Below are 14,739 nucleotides of genomic sequence, written 5' to 3' on the forward strand. Positions count from 1 at the left end.
TTTCAAGGGGCAGGGTGCACCGCCGCGGCCGGCCCACCGGAGACCGCGAGCCGCACGAGCCGGATGTCGGGGTCGTGCGGGTCGGGCCCGATGGTGAAGCCGAGCTTCTCGCACATGGCGAGCATCATCGTGTTCTCGCGCAGCACCTGGCCTTCGATGACGTTGAGGCCCTCGGCGCGGGCATAGGAGATGATCATCTCCATCAGCAGCCAGCCGAGCCCGCGGCCCTTGAGGTCCGAGCGCACCAGGATGCCGTATTCGCCCTTGTCGTAATTGGCGTCCGCGTGCAGCCGCACGGCGCCGAGCATGGCGCCGGTCTCTTCCTCGATGGCGACGAGCGCCATGGCGCGCGCATAGTCGAGCTGGGTCAGCCGGGCGATGAAGGTGTGGCTGAAATCGCGGATGGGCGCGAAGAAGCGCAGGCGCAGGTCCTCCGGCGTCACCTTCTCGAAGAAACTGCGGAACAGCTCCTCGTCCTCCGGCCGCACGGGCCGGATGAAGACGCCCGTGCCGTCCGGCAGGGCCGCGTGCCGCTCCCATTCCTTCGGATAGGGGCGGATGGCGAAGCGCGGGTGGCCTGCGGGCCCGCGGACCGGCTGGATGCTCGGCGCGACCGCGACCCGCGCATCGACGGCGATGACGCCGTTCTGGTCGGCGAGCAGCGGGTTGATGTCGAGCTCGCGCACCTCGGGCAGGTCGGCGGCCAGCTGGGCGAGCTTGACGAGCACGAGGGCGATCGCGTCCTCGTCGGCCGCCGGCACGTCGCGATAGGCCTTGAGCCGCCGCGAGACGCGCGTGCGGCCGATGAGCGTGTGGGCGAGCGTGAGGTCGAGCGGCGGCAGCGCCAGCGCCTTGTCGTTGATCACCTCGACCGCCGTGCCGCCACGGCCGAAGACGACCACCGGGCCGAAGGTCTCGTCGTCGGCCAGGCCGGCGATGAGCTCGCGCGCCTTCGGCCTCAGGATCATGGGATGGATCGTGAGGCCGGTGATGCGCGCCTCGGGCCTCAGCGCCCGGGCCCGCTCCAGGATGTCCCGCGCCGCCTCGCGCACCGCCGCCTCGTTGGTGAGGTTGAGCCGGACGCCGCCGACGTCGGACTTGTGGATGATGTCCGGCGACAGGATCTTGACGGCGACGGGATCGCCCGCTTCGAGGAACGGCCGCGCCACCTCGCCGGCCTCGTCCGCGCTGACCGCCAGGACGGCCGGCGTGATGGGCAGGCCATAGGCCTCGAACAGGGCCGTGACCTCCAGCGGGTCGAGCCAGCTGCGCCCCTCGGCGAACGCCCCGGCGACCACGGCTCGCGCCTTGTCCGTCTCTGGCGCGAAATCCTCCGGCAGGCTCGGCGGCGTCTCCATGAGCAGGGCCTGCGCCTCGCGGTAGCGCACGATATGCATGAAGCCCTGCACCGCATCCGCTTCCGTCGCGAAATGGGGGATGGCGGCTTCCTCGAACAGATCGTCCGTCGTGCCGGAGGAGCCGAGCCAGACGGCGAAGACGGGCTTCGGCCGCATCGCCTGCCGGCGATGGCGCTCGGCGGTCGCGACCACGCGCCGCGCTGCCTCCTGCGGTGAGGCAAGTGCCGTCGGCACGTTCATGACGAGGACGGCGTCGCTGTCGCGGTCGGCCAGCATCACCTCGAGCGCGGCGCCGTAGCGCTCGGCATCGGCATCGCCGACGATGTCGACCGGGTTGGCCCGCGACCACGTCGGCGGCAGCGCGGCATCGAGCGCCGCCAGCGTGTCTGGCGAGAGCTCGGCGAGCGCCCCGCCGAGGTCCGCGAGCCGGTCGACGGCGAGGACGCCGATGCCGCCGCCGTTGGTGAGGATGCCGAGGCGCCGGCCGGAGAAGGGTTTCAGCCGCCCGAGCGTCTCGGCCGCCGAGAAGAGCTCGTCGAGGTCGAAGACGCGCAGCAGGCCGGCCCGGCGGAAGGCCGCGTCATAGACCGCATCGGAGCCGGCGAGCGCCCCCGTGTGCGTGGCCGCCGCCTTCGCCGCCTGCGCGTGCCGACCCGACTTGATGACGACGACCGGCTTGGCGCGCGCAGCGGCGCGCGCCGCCGACATGAACTTGCGGGCGTCGTTGATGGATTCGACATAGAGCAGGATGGCGCGCGTGCCGCGGTCGAGGGCGAAATAGTCGAGCAGGTCGCCGAAATCGACATCCACCTTGTCGCCGAGCGAGACGACGGCCGAGAAGCCTACGGCCCGCTCCGCCGCCCATTCGACCAGGCCCGCGGCGATGGCGCCGGATTGGGAAAGGAGCGCGAGATCGCCCCCGAGCGGCATGCGTGCCGCGAAGCTGGCATTGAGCTTCGCCGCCGGCGCCATGACGCCGAGGCAGTTCGGCCCCACGAGGCGGATGCCGTGCCGCCGCGCCGTCTGCTCGGCCTTCTCCGCCAGCGACCCGGGCCCATGGCCGAGGCCGGCGGTGACGATGACGGCCGCGGCGACGCCTCGTGCACCTGCGGCCTCGACGAGGTGGGGGATCGTCTCCGGCGGGGTCGTCAGCACGACGAGATCCGGCGCCTCCTCCAGCGCCTCGATGGCGGGAAGCGTCGCGATGCCTTCGATGGAGGGGTATTTCGGATTGATCACCGCGAGCGGGCCGGCAAAGCCCCCGGCCTTGAGATTGACCAGCACCTTGCGGCCGAGCGAGCCCTCACGCGGGCTTGCGCCGATAAGAGCGATGGAGCGGGGCGAAAACAGCCGGTCGAGGCGATAGGTCGACATGAGGCCTAGCCTTGCTGGACGGAGGGTGAACCGACATTGACCCCCATCAAACACGGCCCGGCCATGCGCGGTAAAGGGGCGATCGTGGCTTGCAGGCCATTGGCTGCCGGCAGTCGGCAATCGCAAGCACGCGCTCGTGCCCCGGACGCACCACAGCATGAAACGATGCGGTGCCGAGCCGGGGCCCTTCATGCGGTGCCTTCGGCGAGTCCTTGCGCTGGATCCCGGGTCGCATTCCGCTTCGCTGCATGCGCCCGGGAAACGAGGTTGTCCTTGGACCCGGCGGGGTGCGATCAGCCCGACTGCCGACTGCCGACTGCCCCTTCACCCGTTCTGGCGCAGGATCTCCCGGGCGATGACGAGGCGCTGGATCTCGGAGGTGCCCTCGTAGATGCGCGTGATGCGCGCGTCGCGGGCGTAGCGCTCGACGGGATAGTCCTTCACATAGCCCGCCCCGCCGTGGATCTGGATGGCCGTGTCCGTGGCGCGGTGCGCCGCCTCGGAGGCGAAGAGCTTGGCCATCGAGGCTTCCTTGGCGAAGGGGCGGCCGGCGTCCTTGGCCGCGGCGGCGTTGAGGATGAGCAGGCGCGCCGCCTCGAGGTCCACCTCCCGGTCGGCCAGCATCCACTGGATGCCCTGGAAGTCGCAGATGCGCGTGCCGAACTGGCGCCGCTCGCGCGCATAGGCCTTGGCCGCGTCCATGGCCGCGCGGGCGATGCCGAGCGACAGGGCCGCGACGCCGATGCGCCCGCCGGCGAGCTCGCCCACCGCGACACGGAAGCCGTCGTTCTCCCGCCCCATGAGGGCCGATGCCGGCACGCGGCAATTGTCGAAGGTGACGATGTTCGTCGCCGATCCTGTCTGCCCCATCTTCTTCTCGGCCTTGCCGATCACGAGGCCGGGCGTGCCCGCCTCGACGAGGAACAGGGAGATTCCGCGACCCTTCGGCGCCTCGGGATCCGTGACCGCCCAGACGACGAAGAGCCCGGCATATTCGGCCGAGGTGATGTAGATCTTGGCGCCGTCCATGACATAGCCGTCGCCGTCGCGTCGCGCCCTCGTGCGCATGGCGGAGGGGTCGGAGCCGGCCTCCGCCTCGGTGAGGCAGAAGGCCCCGGCCGGATAGGTGCCGTCGGCGAGGCGCGGCAGATAGGCTCTTTTCTGCTCCTCGCTCCCGACGGCCTGGATGACCTCGCCGACCATGTTGGTGACGGAGACGGTGACAGCGGTCGCGGCACAGGCATAGCCCAGCTCCTCGACGGCGAGGGCGAAGGCGACCGAGCCCGCCTCCGTGCCGCCGTAGGCGCTCTTCACGTTGAGGGCCATGAAGCCGTTCTCGGCGAGCAGCCCGAGGTTCGCCAGAAGCCCCTCGCGGCCCTCACCCCGGTCGAGGGCTTCGGCGAGCGGGGCCAGCCGGTCCGCCGCGAGGCGCCGCGCCGTCTCGCGGATCATCTCCTCCTCGTCGCTCAAGGCGAAAAGCATGGCGCACCTCCCCGTTCGTCTTGAGCGGAAGGGTACGGCGCCCCCGCCGCAGGGGCAACGCGCGGCGCCGGGCAGGCGGCTGTGCGGGAATGCGGGTTCTATTCCGCCAGCACGCGCGTGCGCGGCAGGGCGATCTCGACGAGGGTGCCCTCGTTCTTGGCGCTCTTGATGGCGAGCGAGCCGCGGTTGGCCTCGATGAGGGCCTTGGTCAGCGGCAGGCCGAGCCCCGTGCCGCCGGCGCGGCGGGCGGTGGCGAGCTGGCGGAAGGGCTCGAGCGCGGCCTCGATCTCCTTGTCGTTCATGCCGATGCCGGTGTCGCGCACGCGTACGACGACCTCGCCACGATCGGTCAGCGCCGTCGAGACGATGACCTGACCGCCCGCATCGGTGAACTTCACGGCATTCGACAGCACGTTGAGGATGATCTGGCGCATGGAGCGCTCGTCGGCGACGACCGCGGGAAGGTGCGGGGCGAGGCTCGTGCGCAGCACGATGCGCTCGCGGTTCGCCTGCGGCTGCATCAGCGCGACGCAGCTCGCCACGACATCGTTCAGCTTGACGCTGGTGAAGGAGAGGTCGAGCCGCCCCGCCTCGATCTTGGCGAGGTCGAGCAGGTCGTTGACGAGGCTGATGACATGCCCGCCGGAAACGTGGATGTCCTTGAGATATTCCTTGTAACGCTCGTTGCCGACGGGCCCGAAGCGCTCCTCCAGCATCACCTCGGCGAAGCCGATGATGGCGTTGAGTGGCGTGCGGATCTCGTGGCTGATCTTCGCGAGGAAGTCGGACTTCTGGGCATTGGCCTCCTCGGCGGCGCGCTTGGCCGCCATCAGCTCGGCCTCGGCCTTCTTCGAGGCCGTCATGTCGCGCAGGACGACACAGAACTTGCGGTGCGGACGCTCGCTGACGCGGCCGATGGTCATGGTCAGCGGGCACTTGCCGCCCTGGCGCACGCGCCCCGTCACTTCGCGCCCGTCGTTGAGGATGCTCGCGACGCCGCCCGCCTTCAGGCCCTCGATATAGTCGAGCGCGACCGCATGGCTCTCGGGGGCGAGGAGGATGGTGAAGGGCTCGCCCGCGATCTCGTTCTGGTCGTAGCCGAAGAGCGCCTCGGCCGACCGGTTGACGGACAGGATGCGCCCGTGCCCGTCGAGGACGATGACGCCGTCGGTCGCCGTGTCGAGGATCGAGGTGAGCTCGCTGGTGCGCTCCTCGTAGTTGCGCAGGTCCTCCTCGAGGCCGTCGAGGTGGCGCTGCAGCTCCGGCTCCATGGCGCGGCGGAAGGTCATGAGCGAGGCGGCGGCGCCCTGCCAGTCGATCGTTGCAAGGCGCGCATCGACCGGGATGGCCTCGCCGGTGACGCTGCGCAGGGCGATGCGCTCCTCCTCGCCCGGCCGGTCCGGCTGGCGCGCGAAGACCTTCGACATGCCGGCCGCGGCGAGGGCATTGACATCCGGATAGTCGAGGAGATCGAGCAGCGTGCGATTGGCATAGAGCGGCTCCTCGCCCCGGCTCACCAGCACGCCGACCGGCAGCTTGTCGACGAGCTGGGCGAAGGGCGAGGGTGCCGGAGCGGGCTCGTTCACGGGTTGCGCGGCCGCTTCCTCTTCGCGGGCCGGTTCCTCGTGTGCCGGCTCCTCGATCGCCTGCGCGCCCTGCGGCGGCTCCGCCACCGCTTCCGTGGCAGGAGGCGTCGCAGGGACCTGCTCCGCAGGGATGGACGCAGGCGCGTCGATCGCCGGTGTCTCGGGCGCGGAGGTTGCCTCGGCCGCGGCGAGGGGGGTCGTTTCGGGGCTCTGCGCCGGTGCGGCGGGCGTGTCGCTCCAGCCCTCGAACCGTGCGCCGAGGGCGCGCGCGATCTCGCGCAGCGCGTTGCGCTCGCTCGGCGACAGGCCGGGGCGCGGAGCCTCGGGCGGCCTCTGCTCGGCACGGGCCTGTGTGCCCGTGCCGGCGGGCGCCTCGGCGATCCTCAGCGGCACCACCTTCGGCGTGCCGAGCGTCGCGCCGACGCTGGTGCGCACGGCGGGGAAGGGAACGACCGCCCCGCCTTCGGATGTCGGGAGCTGTGAAGACGGGACGACAGTGGCCGGCGGCACTTCATCCTCGGGCGCTGCCGTGGGTTCGACGGCGGGCGCCGCCGGCTCGGGCGTCGCGACGCCGATGGGCGGCGCGATGGCGACGTCCTCGTGGATTTCGTTGAGGCGGCACAGGCCGAAGCCGCGGAAGCCGGCAAAGCCTTTGTCCGGCCCCTGCACCGGCAGGCCAGCGAGCTCCACCTCGACGCGCAGCGGGCTGCCGGCGACGCGCCACAGCACGGTCGCGCCGCTCCAGGTCTCGCGCCGGTCGAGGGCGGCGGCGACGCGCCCGGCGCGGTCGCTGACGATCTCGGAGGCGATGTCCGCCCAGCTGCGCCCGACGATGTCGGCGCTCGCGGCGCCGACGACCTCGGCGAGCTCCTGCGAGAGCTTGACGAAACGCCCCTCGGCATCGGTCTCGAAGAGGAAGCGGACGGTCGCACGGCGCCCGGCGAGGGCGCGCAGGCGCGTCGCGGCATCCGCTTCGTCCGCCGCGGAGGGGCTGGGCGCAGGCGTTGCCTGCACGGGCGCGGCGGCCGCTTCGCTGCCGACGAGAGTGGCCGGCAGCGGCTGGGTTGCGGCGATAACGAGCGACCCGGTGTCGCCGATGCGGCGGCAGGCGATCGTTACGGCGAGGATGCGCGAGCCGAAGGAGAGCCGCACCCGCTCGAGCCGCATGCCCTCGCGTGGCGCGAGCCCGCCGGCAAGGCGCGCGAGCTGGGCCCCGCCGCCGGCGGCGAGCAAGGCTGCGACGAGGCGCCTGCCGACCGGAGAGGCCGCGAGAATGCCGCCCTGGCCGTCGACGAGCGCGACCGCGCCGTTGCCGGCGACGAGCGGTCCGAAGATCGCGTCGTGCCGCAGCGTGTCGAGCGTCGCTCCAGCTTCCGGTGCGGTCCGCGTCATGCCTGTCGGTTCGCTCCTGCTCGCGTCATCAGGTTGATATGGCCAATGCCTAATGAAGACTTAATATAGGCATCGGTGCCCGAGGTCACGAAAGGCCTTGCTGTCTTTCCCTGCGACCTCGCGGTAGCGTTAACGGCACGGAGGCGGCGGTGCCGTGGGTTGAGTTTGCGCCGCACAATGGTATATTGCAACGCAACAATTCGCCGTGGCCCGAGGCCGGCATAACCCGAGGAGGTTTCCATGGACGCCAAGGATATGCCCAACTACGAAATTCCCGCTGAGATGCGTGATTTCGCCGAGCGCAGTGTCGAACAGGCGCGCAAGGCGTTTGATGGCTTCATCACTGCCGCGCAGAAGGCGGTGACCGCCTTCGAGGGCTCGGCCACGACGGTCCAGTCCAGCACGCAGGACCTGACGCACCGCACCCTGTCCTTCGCCGAGCAGAACATCGCTGCCGCCTTCGACCTGGCGCAGAAGCTGGTCCGCGCCAAGGACATGCAGGAGGCCATGCAGCTGCAGGCCGACTACCTGCAGAAGCAGCTCGCGTCCCTGCAGTCGCAGATGAAGGAATTCGGCTCCGCCGCCGAGAAGGTCGTCGGCGAAGCGACCAAGCGCAAGGCCTGAGGCCAGCGTTCCGTAACATGTGAAGGAGATCGACCATGGCCACTGCGAAGTCGAACGGGGCATCGCCGCCAGGTCAGGGTCCGCAGGCCAAGGATGCCCCGGGGCGAAGCCGGCGCCTGCCGCGCCCGCCGCCGGGACACCTGCCGCCACGCCCGCCAAGCCAGCAACGTCTGCCGGGCCCGTGTCGTCCGCGCCGCCTGCTCCGAAGCCGTCGGAACCCGCCGGGAATCCCGCCAAGGATATGGCGAAGGAACCGGCCGGGCAGCCCGCTGGCGGGCAGGCTACAGCCAAGGCGCCTGTCGCCGTGGCGCAGGCGCCGAAGCCGGTAGCCGTGAAGGCGGCGCCCGTCGCGGTGTCAAGGCCCGAGCCGGCACCGAAGCCGGCGTCGACAGGGGTTGCCCCGGCGGCGAAATCCGCGCCGGCATCCAAACCGGCCAAGACCGCGAAGCCCGCCAAGGCTCCGAAGCCCGGCAAGCCCGTAGACGTTGCCAAGCCCGCGGCCACAGCGTCGACGCCGGCCAAGGCGGCAGCTGGTGCCGGCAAGATCGCAGCCGCGCCGATGAAGCCTGTCGCCAAGGCGCCGCCCGTGACCCCGCCGGTCGCCAAGGCCGTGCCGGAGGCCCCGTCCTCGGTGGCGCGGACAGCGCGGGCGGTGGCGCATACGGTGGCCGAGGCGCTGGATCGGGGCGCCGAGGCGGCCCGGCGCGTCGAGGCTGCTGTCGGCGAGCGGCAGACGGCGTCGGGCGCCGAGGCGCTGACGCAGGCCGGCCTCGCGCAGGCGCGTGACGGCTATGCCGCCGTCCGGCAGTCGCTCGAGCAGTTGCAGGGCGGCCTCGCCGAGAGCGCCGGCATCGCCTCCAAGGGTGCCGCGGAAATCAACGGCAAGGTGCTCGACCTCATGCGCGCGCAGGCGGATGCCGCCTTCGGCCTGTGGCGGCAGCTGCTCGGCGCGGGCTCGTTCTCGGAGGCCGTGCAGTTGCAGACCAAGGGCTGGCGGCACGGCTACGAGATGACGTCGTCGCGTCTCAAGGACATCGCCGAGACGACGGGGCGCGTCGCCGAGACCTCGATCAGCCCCGTGCGCCGCATCGTCGATACCTGGAGCAAGGAAACCCGGCTGAAGCGGGGCGGCTGAAGCCCCCGATCCCGGGCGACGGAGCGCCTTGCGGCCCCTGCGCGGGGCCGCTGTCAACAGCCCCTTCGCGACGCGGCGAAGGGGCTTGAAATCGCAAAGCGATGCGCCTAGTTTCCGCCTGACTGCGGAGCCTGCGGCTCCCTAGGCTGTGCAGCTGTAGCTCAGTTGGTTAGAGCGCCTGATTGTGGATCAGGAGGTCCCCCGTTCAAGCCGGGGCAGCTGTACCATCTTCTTCTGAACAGACTTTCCCGATGATCGACGGGTGATCACTCCTGCGGCGCCACGTGCGTCCGCTGCCGCATGCGTCTTTCGTTGCCGCCGGGCGTGTCGTCGTCGGTCATGATGCAGTTGCGGCCGTGGGCCTTTGCGGCATAGAGCGCGCGGTCGCCGGCAGCGATGAGCTCGTCGAGCGTCGCGGTGGGCCGCGGCCGCGTGCTCACCCCGACGCTCGACGTGATCGTGATGAACCGGCCCTCGACGTTCAGCGGCGTGGATCCGAGAGCGCCCTGGATGCGCTCGGCCACGGCCTTGGCCTCGGCCAGGCTCGAAACGGGCAGGCAGGCGGCGAACTCCTCGCCGCCGAGGCGGGCGAAGGCGTCTCCGTCCCTGAGGCTGGCGGCTGCGATGCGGGCGAAATGGGCGAGCGCCAGGTCGCCGGCCTGGTGGCCGTGCCGGTCGTTGACGCGCTTGAAGTGGTCGAGGTCGAAGACGAGCATCGCCAGCAGCGGCGGATCCCGCCGGCCGTTCGCCGCCATGGCGTCGAAGCGCTGTGCAAGGCCGCGCCGGTTCAGGGCACCCGTCAGGGGATCGGTCTCGACGAGCTGGCGCAGTCCCTGCTCGGTTTCCTCGACGAGGAGGCGGGCGCCCGCGATGACGGTTGCCACCAGCGCGGCGAGCCCGGCGACGAGTGCCACGGCGGCGAACCGGTAGGAGAAGAAATCCGCGGGCGGAAACAGTGCGGCGAGGACGAGCGAGACGAGGTTGAGGCCGGCGGCAAACCAGAAGATCTGGGAGAGCCAGTGCCGGGCCGGCGAGCGCCGCCCCGCCCGTCGCAACACGGCGACGTGGAGGAGATAGGCGAGCCCGGCCGTGCCGTGCGCCAGCATGATGCGGAAGCTGCCGCTCGCGGCGAAGGCCGGGGTGAGGCAGCCGAGGACCCAGAGCCCGAGCGGCAGCAGGAACCACGGGCGCGGCCGCAGCCGGTCGAGGACGGAAAAACCCGTCAGCGACAGGGAAAAGCCGGCGAGCGACAGCGCGACGGCGATCTCGATGGCCAAGGTGTCGGCGACATGCCCGCGCAGAGCCAGCAGCAGCCTGCCGGCGGACATCAGGGCAAAGGCCCCCGACCACCAGAGGCTCGCCATGAACGCCCGGTTCCGCCACCAGACGATGAACAGCACGACGGCGACCGTTGCGGTGGCCGACGACCACAGGACGAGGGCGGTCACGAGATCGAGCACGGCCGTGCCTCGGGCATGCTGATGGCTGGAGCACTGCCGATACCGCGTCGCCGGGGCGATAGCCACGAATATTGTAGGGGATCCGGCAGATTGCCGGCGACAGCGCCGGCCGACGTGCGGCGCGGGCGTGACCATCGGCCGTCCGGGCACTATCCTCGGCGGGCTTGCCGCGCCGAATTCGGCAGCAAGGAGCGGAGTGCCCCGCAGCGGGAAGCGCGATAGATGGGATGACGTTCCACGGAGGGCCAAGGACCATGAACGTCATCACGAGGACAGAGCCGGTGGAGGATGCCCGCTGGCAGGCCGTGCTCAGCCGTGACGCGGCGAGCGACGGGCGTTTCGTCTATGCGGTGCGCACGACCGGCGTCTATTGCCGGCCGACCTGCCCGTCGCGCCGCGGCCGGCGCGAGAACGTCGCCTTCTACGACAGTTGCGCGGCAGCGGAAGCCGCCGGCTACCGTCCGTGCCGTCGCTGCCGGCCGAACCAAGCGGCGGCGCCCGCGGCGAGCCGCCATGCCGCCGCCGTGGCACACGCCTGCCGCATGATCGACGAGGCCGAGGAGATGCCGGACCTTGCGGCGCTCGCCGCGGCGGTCGGCCTCAGCCCCTTCCACTTCCACCGTGTCTTCAAGGCCGTGACGGGCATCACCCCGCGGGCCTACGGCGCGGCCCGGCGCGCGCGGCGCCTGCGCGAGGAGCTGGCGCAAGCGGATGTCAGCGTCACCGAGGCCATCTACGGCGCCGGCTTCAACTCCAACAGCCGCTTCTATGCCGCGTCGAACGCCATGCTCGGCATGACGCCGACGGCCTATCGCCGCGGCGGCGAGGATGCCGAGATCCGTTTCGCCATCGGCCAGTCCTCGCTGGGCGCCGTGCTCGTCGCCACGAGCGACAAGGGCGTGTGCGCCATCGCCCTCGGCGACGATCCGGAGGCGCTTGCCCGCGATCTGCAGGACCGTTTTCCGCGCGCCAGCCTCGTCGGTGACGACCCGGCCTTCGCCGATCTCGTCGCCCGGGTCGTCGGGCTCGTCGATACGCCTTCGCTCGGGCTCGACCTGCCGCTCGACCTGCGCGGCACGGCCTTCCAGCAGCGGGTGTGGCAGGCGCTGCGCGAGGTCCCACCCGGCAGCACGGTGAGCTATGCCGATCTCGCCCGGCGCATCGGCCGGCCGGAAGCGGTGCGGGCCGTGGCCAATGCCTGCGCCGCCAACGGCCTCGCCATCGCCGTGCCCTGCCACCGGGTGGTGCGCCGCGACGGCGATCTCTCCGGCTATCGCTGGGGCGTCGAGCGCAAGCGCGCGCTTCTGGCCCGGGAGGCGAAGGCATGACGGCCCTTGCGCAAATGACGCCGGACACCGCCGCCGATCGTGTTGCGCGCTACGGCTGGCCCGAGCTGGCGCAGGAGCTCGACGGCTTCGGCTGTGCCGTGCTGCCCGGCCTTCTGAGCGCGGATGAATGCACCGGCATCGCCGCGCTCTACGACGACGAAGCGTGGTTCCGCAGCCATATCCACATGGCGCGGCACGGGTTCGGGCGCGGCGAGTACAAATATTTCCGCTACCCGCTGCCGGACCTGCTGGCTGCCCTGCGCACGGCGCTTTATCCGCCGCTGGCGGAGATCGCCAATCTCTGGAATGCGCGGCTCGGGGTGGATGTCGTCTATCCGCGCAGGCACGCCGATTTCTTGGCGCAATGCCACGCCGCCGGGCAGGGGCGGCCGACGCCGCTCCTGCTGCGCTACGGGCCGGGCGACTACAACTGCCTGCACCAGGACCTTTACGGCGCGCTGGCCTTCCCGCTGCAGGTGGCCGTGCTGCTGTCGCAGCCGGGCGAGGATTTCACCGGCGGCGAGTTCGTGCTGACGGAGCAGCGCCCGCGCATGCAGAGCCGGGCCGAGGTGGTGCCGCTGCGCCGGGGTGATGCGGTCGTCTTTGCCGTGCACAACCGCCCCGTCGATGGCGCGAAGGGCGCCTATCGCGTCAACCTGCGCCATGGCGTCAGCCGCGTGCGCGCGGGGCGCCGGCACACGCTCGGCCTCATCTTCCACGACGCGACGTGAAGGAGCGGCGGCGGCCCTGGAGCCGCCGCCCCAGGTGGTCAGCTGGCGCCGATGCTGCGCTGGAAGGCCGGGCGCTCGCGCAGGCGCGCGATATAGCCGTCGAACACCGGTTCGCCCTTGAGGCCGGGGACGCCCATCATCATGCCCCAGGCCAGTTCCGAGCTGATATAGAGATCCGCCGCCGTGAAACGGTCGCCGAGAAGATGGGGACCCGGGGTGAGCGCCGTTTTCAGCGTCGCCAGCACGTCCTCGTGGCAGCCCCAGCCGGCCATGCCTTTCTGCTGTCCCTCGAGGGGCGCGCGCTTCAGCATGACGTCGAGCGTCGCCGGCTCGTAGCAGCCGGAGCCGAAGAAGAGCCAGCGGTAATAGGCGCCGCGGGCCGGATCGTCCGTTGCCGGAGCGAGCCCGGCGGCGGGAAAGGCATCGGCCAGATAGGCGATGATGGCCGGCGTTTCCGTCACCACGACACCGCGGTGCACGATGGTCGGCAGCTTGCCCATCGGATTGATGGCGAGGAAATCGGGAGCCTTGTGCTCACGCTTCTCCATGTCGAGCGTGACGACGCGGTAGGGCGCGCCGACCTCCTCCAGCATCCAGTGCACGATGACCGCCCGCGAGCGCGGGTTGTAATAGAAGGTGACCTCTTCGGACATGGGTGGCTCCCGCCGGTTGCTGGGACCGCAGATTGTCCCGGCCGTCGCGGAAGTCAACGGCAGAGTTGTTGCGAACAGCTATGTTCCTGCGCGTGAACAATCGCGGATCTTGAAGGATCGAAGCGGGGGGCGGGAACTTGTGCCCCTCGCAAAGCGTTGTGTTCATGGATAGCTTTGCGCCTCTTCCGGTGAGGAACATTACGATTATTTAATTCCACATTCAGAATTGGTTCAGCGGGCCGGCGGCAGTCTGGGCCCACATTGCAGGAATGGAGGACGGGAACGATGAAGCTATTGCTTTCCATGACAGGTGCGGCGGCCCTGGCCCTGGCTGCCGTCGGCGGCAGCGGCGCCACGGCCCAGGCCATACCGCTGGGGATGGAGCGGGCCATGCCGGCCGGTGAGATGATCGAGACCGTGCAGTACAGGTACCGCTCGCCCCGTTATGTCGACCGCGGTTTCTATCGTCGCGGCGACTATTACTACTACAACGGCCATCGCGGCTATCGCTACGCGCGGCCGGGCTGGCGCCGCTATAACGACTGGTGGTTCCCGCCGGCGGCCTTCGCGACGGGCGCCATCGTCGGCGGCATCATCGCGGGTCAGGCCGCCCAGGCAGCGCCGCCGCCCGCCTATCGGCGCGGCAGCGTCAGCGACGCGCACGTGCGCTGGTGCTATGACCGCTACCGGTCGTATCGGGCGTCGGACAACACCTTCCAGCCCTACAGCGGGCCGCGTCAGGAGTGCGTCTCGCCCTATTACTGACGGCCTTGCACGGCTGATGGAACCCCGCCTCGAGCGGGGTTTTCTTTTGCCTGGGAGCGCCGGCGCGGCGGCCGCTTTCCTTCGTGGGGCGCCACATCGGCGAGCATGGCCCGGGTGACGCGCCAGCCGGCGAGGTGGTGGACGCGCAGGATCTCGCGCAGCAGCGCCCCGGCGCGCAGCTGGAGGGCGTCGAGAATCTGGGCGTGCTCGTGAAGCGCCCGCGCCCAGCGCGCCTCGTCTAGGTTCCCCGTGTAGCGATAACGGCGGATGCGGGCGCTCTCGCTGCGATAGACGCGCGAGAGCGCGGCGTTGTGGGCCGCGTCGACGATGCCTTCGTGGATCGCCTGGTTGAGGTGGAAATAACCCATCAGGTCGCCGGTGCGGTGCGCCTCCACCATGCACCGGTGCAGATCGGCGATGGCCGCGATCTCGTCCTCCCGCGCCCGCTCGCAGGCGAGCGGGGCCGCCGTCGTCTCGAGGCCGACGAGCACCTCCATCGCCGCATCGACATCCGCGAGCGACAGCTGCGTCACCAGCGCGCCGCGGTTCGGCACGATCTCGACGAGGCCCTCCGCCGCCAGAACCTTGAAGGCCTCGCGCAGCGGCGTGCGCGTGACGCCGAGCCGCTCCATCAGGGCGCGCTCGCCGATGCGCTCGCCCGCCGGCAGGTCGCCACCGACGATCATGTCGCGGATCCTCTCGGCGACGGCGGACGTCAGCCGGCCGCGGGACACTGCCTGCGCGTCCTCCATCAATCCTCCAATTGAATGCACTCACGCCTCTTACCGGTTGAATAGGGCGAGCGACGTGAATCTTTATGGCTATATTGCATGCAATTTGCCATCATGTCC

General features: G+C 70.6%; 11 protein-coding genes and 1 tRNA gene. 6 read left to right on the top strand and 6 right to left on the bottom strand.

Annotated features, from left to right (window positions below):
* Positions 1 to 2 precede the first annotated feature (2 nt).
* From AL346_RS11580 to AL346_RS11590, 3 genes are all read right to left on the bottom strand, one after another.
* Positions 3 to 2,732: a bifunctional acetate--CoA ligase family protein/GNAT family N-acetyltransferase gene (locus tag AL346_RS11580; RefSeq protein WP_019402001.1), complete on the bottom strand. Its 2,730-nt coding sequence runs from the start codon at positions 2,730 to 2,732 to the stop codon at positions 3 to 5.
* A 324-nt stretch (positions 2,733 to 3,056) separates the two neighbouring features.
* Complete coding sequence (locus AL346_RS11585; RefSeq protein WP_019402002.1) at positions 3,057 to 4,214, bottom strand: acyl-CoA dehydrogenase family protein; 1,158 nt, start codon at positions 4,212 to 4,214, stop codon at positions 3,057 to 3,059.
* A 98-nt stretch (positions 4,215 to 4,312) separates the two neighbouring features.
* Positions 4,313 to 7,192, bottom strand: coding sequence for a PAS domain S-box protein (locus tag AL346_RS11590; RefSeq protein ID WP_053193682.1), 2,880 nt, complete (start codon positions 7,190 to 7,192; stop codon positions 4,313 to 4,315).
* Positions 7,193 to 7,432: 240 nt separating this feature from the next.
* On the opposite strand from AL346_RS11590, the gene AL346_RS11595 reads away from it, so the two are divergent.
* The 3 genes from AL346_RS11595 to AL346_RS11605 all read left to right on the top strand — a co-directional run bounded on the left by AL346_RS11595 (position 7,433) and on the right by AL346_RS11605 (position 9,178).
* Entirely contained in the window at positions 7,433 to 7,816 is a 384-nt protein-coding gene (locus AL346_RS11595; protein WP_019402004.1) for a phasin, read from the top strand.
* A 559-nt stretch (positions 7,817 to 8,375) separates the two neighbouring features.
* Entirely contained in the window at positions 8,376 to 8,951 is a 576-nt protein-coding gene (locus AL346_RS25035) for a phasin family protein (RefSeq protein ID WP_156332740.1), read from the top strand.
* Between the two features lie 150 nt (positions 8,952 to 9,101).
* Positions 9,102 to 9,178: transfer RNA gene (locus tag AL346_RS11605), tRNA-His, on the top strand.
* A gap of 39 nt (positions 9,179 to 9,217) precedes the next feature.
* On the opposite strand, the gene AL346_RS11610 is transcribed toward AL346_RS11605, so the two are convergent.
* Positions 9,218 to 10,411, bottom strand: coding sequence for a diguanylate cyclase (locus AL346_RS11610; RefSeq protein ID WP_019402005.1), 1,194 nt, complete (start codon positions 10,409 to 10,411; stop codon positions 9,218 to 9,220).
* A 254-nt stretch (positions 10,412 to 10,665) separates the two neighbouring features.
* On the opposite strand from AL346_RS11610, the gene ada reads away from it, so the two are divergent.
* The gene (ada, locus tag AL346_RS11615; protein ID WP_019402006.1) at positions 10,666 to 11,739 is read left to right on the top strand and encodes a bifunctional DNA-binding transcriptional regulator/O6-methylguanine-DNA methyltransferase Ada; all 1,074 of its coding nucleotides are present in this window, start codon (positions 10,666 to 10,668) and stop codon (positions 11,737 to 11,739) included.
* A complete protein-coding gene (locus AL346_RS11620; RefSeq protein ID WP_019402007.1) occupies positions 11,736 to 12,470 on the top strand; it encodes a 2OG-Fe(II) oxygenase in 735 nt (244 codons plus the stop codon). Before ada ends, AL346_RS11620 begins: the two co-directional genes overlap by 4 nt.
* Before the next feature lie 38 nt (positions 12,471 to 12,508).
* Here AL346_RS11620 and AL346_RS11625 read toward each other — a convergent pair whose 3' ends face one another.
* The gene (locus AL346_RS11625) at positions 12,509 to 13,123 is read right to left on the bottom strand and encodes a glutathione S-transferase family protein (RefSeq protein ID WP_019402008.1); all 615 of its coding nucleotides are present in this window, start codon (positions 13,121 to 13,123) and stop codon (positions 12,509 to 12,511) included.
* A 285-nt stretch (positions 13,124 to 13,408) separates the two neighbouring features.
* Between AL346_RS11625 and AL346_RS11630 the strand changes: the two genes are divergently transcribed.
* On the top strand, positions 13,409 to 13,888 hold the full coding sequence (locus AL346_RS11630) for a BA14K family protein (protein WP_026015110.1): 480 nt from the start codon (positions 13,409 to 13,411) through the stop codon (positions 13,886 to 13,888).
* Here AL346_RS11630 and AL346_RS11635 read toward each other — a convergent pair.
* Positions 13,882 to 14,640: a GntR family transcriptional regulator gene (locus AL346_RS11635; protein ID WP_019402010.1), complete on the bottom strand. Its 759-nt coding sequence runs from the start codon at positions 14,638 to 14,640 to the stop codon at positions 13,882 to 13,884. The genes AL346_RS11630 and AL346_RS11635 overlap by 7 nt on opposite strands.
* Positions 14,641 to 14,739 lie beyond the last annotated feature (99 nt).

This window comes from Chelatococcus sp. CO-6, from assembly GCF_001271345.1.
GTDB lineage: Bacteria > Pseudomonadota > Alphaproteobacteria > Rhizobiales > Beijerinckiaceae > Chelatococcus_A > Chelatococcus_A caeni.

Excerpts from the sequence above, each read along its gene's own strand:
- AL346_RS11580 (WP_019402001.1), bottom strand. The coding sequence starts at position 2,732 with ATGTCGACCTATCGCCTCGACCGGCTGTTTTCGCCCCGCTCCATCGCT.
- AL346_RS11585 (WP_019402002.1), bottom strand. The coding sequence starts at position 4,214 with ATGCTTTTCGCCTTGAGCGACGAGGAGGAGATGATCCGCGAGACGGCG.
- AL346_RS11590 (WP_053193682.1), bottom strand. The coding sequence starts at position 7,192 with ATGACGCGGACCGCACCGGAAGCTGGAGCGACGCTCGACACGCTGCGG.
- AL346_RS11595 (WP_019402004.1), top strand. The coding sequence starts at position 7,433 with ATGGACGCCAAGGATATGCCCAACTACGAAATTCCCGCTGAGATGCGT.
- AL346_RS25035 (WP_156332740.1), top strand. The coding sequence starts at position 8,376 with ATGAAGCCTGTCGCCAAGGCGCCGCCCGTGACCCCGCCGGTCGCCAAG.
- ada (WP_019402006.1), top strand. The coding sequence starts at position 10,666 with ATGAACGTCATCACGAGGACAGAGCCGGTGGAGGATGCCCGCTGGCAG.
- AL346_RS11620 (WP_019402007.1), top strand. The coding sequence starts at position 11,736 with ATGACGGCCCTTGCGCAAATGACGCCGGACACCGCCGCCGATCGTGTT.
- AL346_RS11625 (WP_019402008.1), bottom strand. The coding sequence starts at position 13,123 with ATGTCCGAAGAGGTCACCTTCTATTACAACCCGCGCTCGCGGGCGGTC.
- AL346_RS11630 (WP_026015110.1), top strand. The coding sequence starts at position 13,409 with ATGAAGCTATTGCTTTCCATGACAGGTGCGGCGGCCCTGGCCCTGGCT.
- AL346_RS11635 (WP_019402010.1), bottom strand. The coding sequence starts at position 14,640 with ATGGAGGACGCGCAGGCAGTGTCCCGCGGCCGGCTGACGTCCGCCGTC.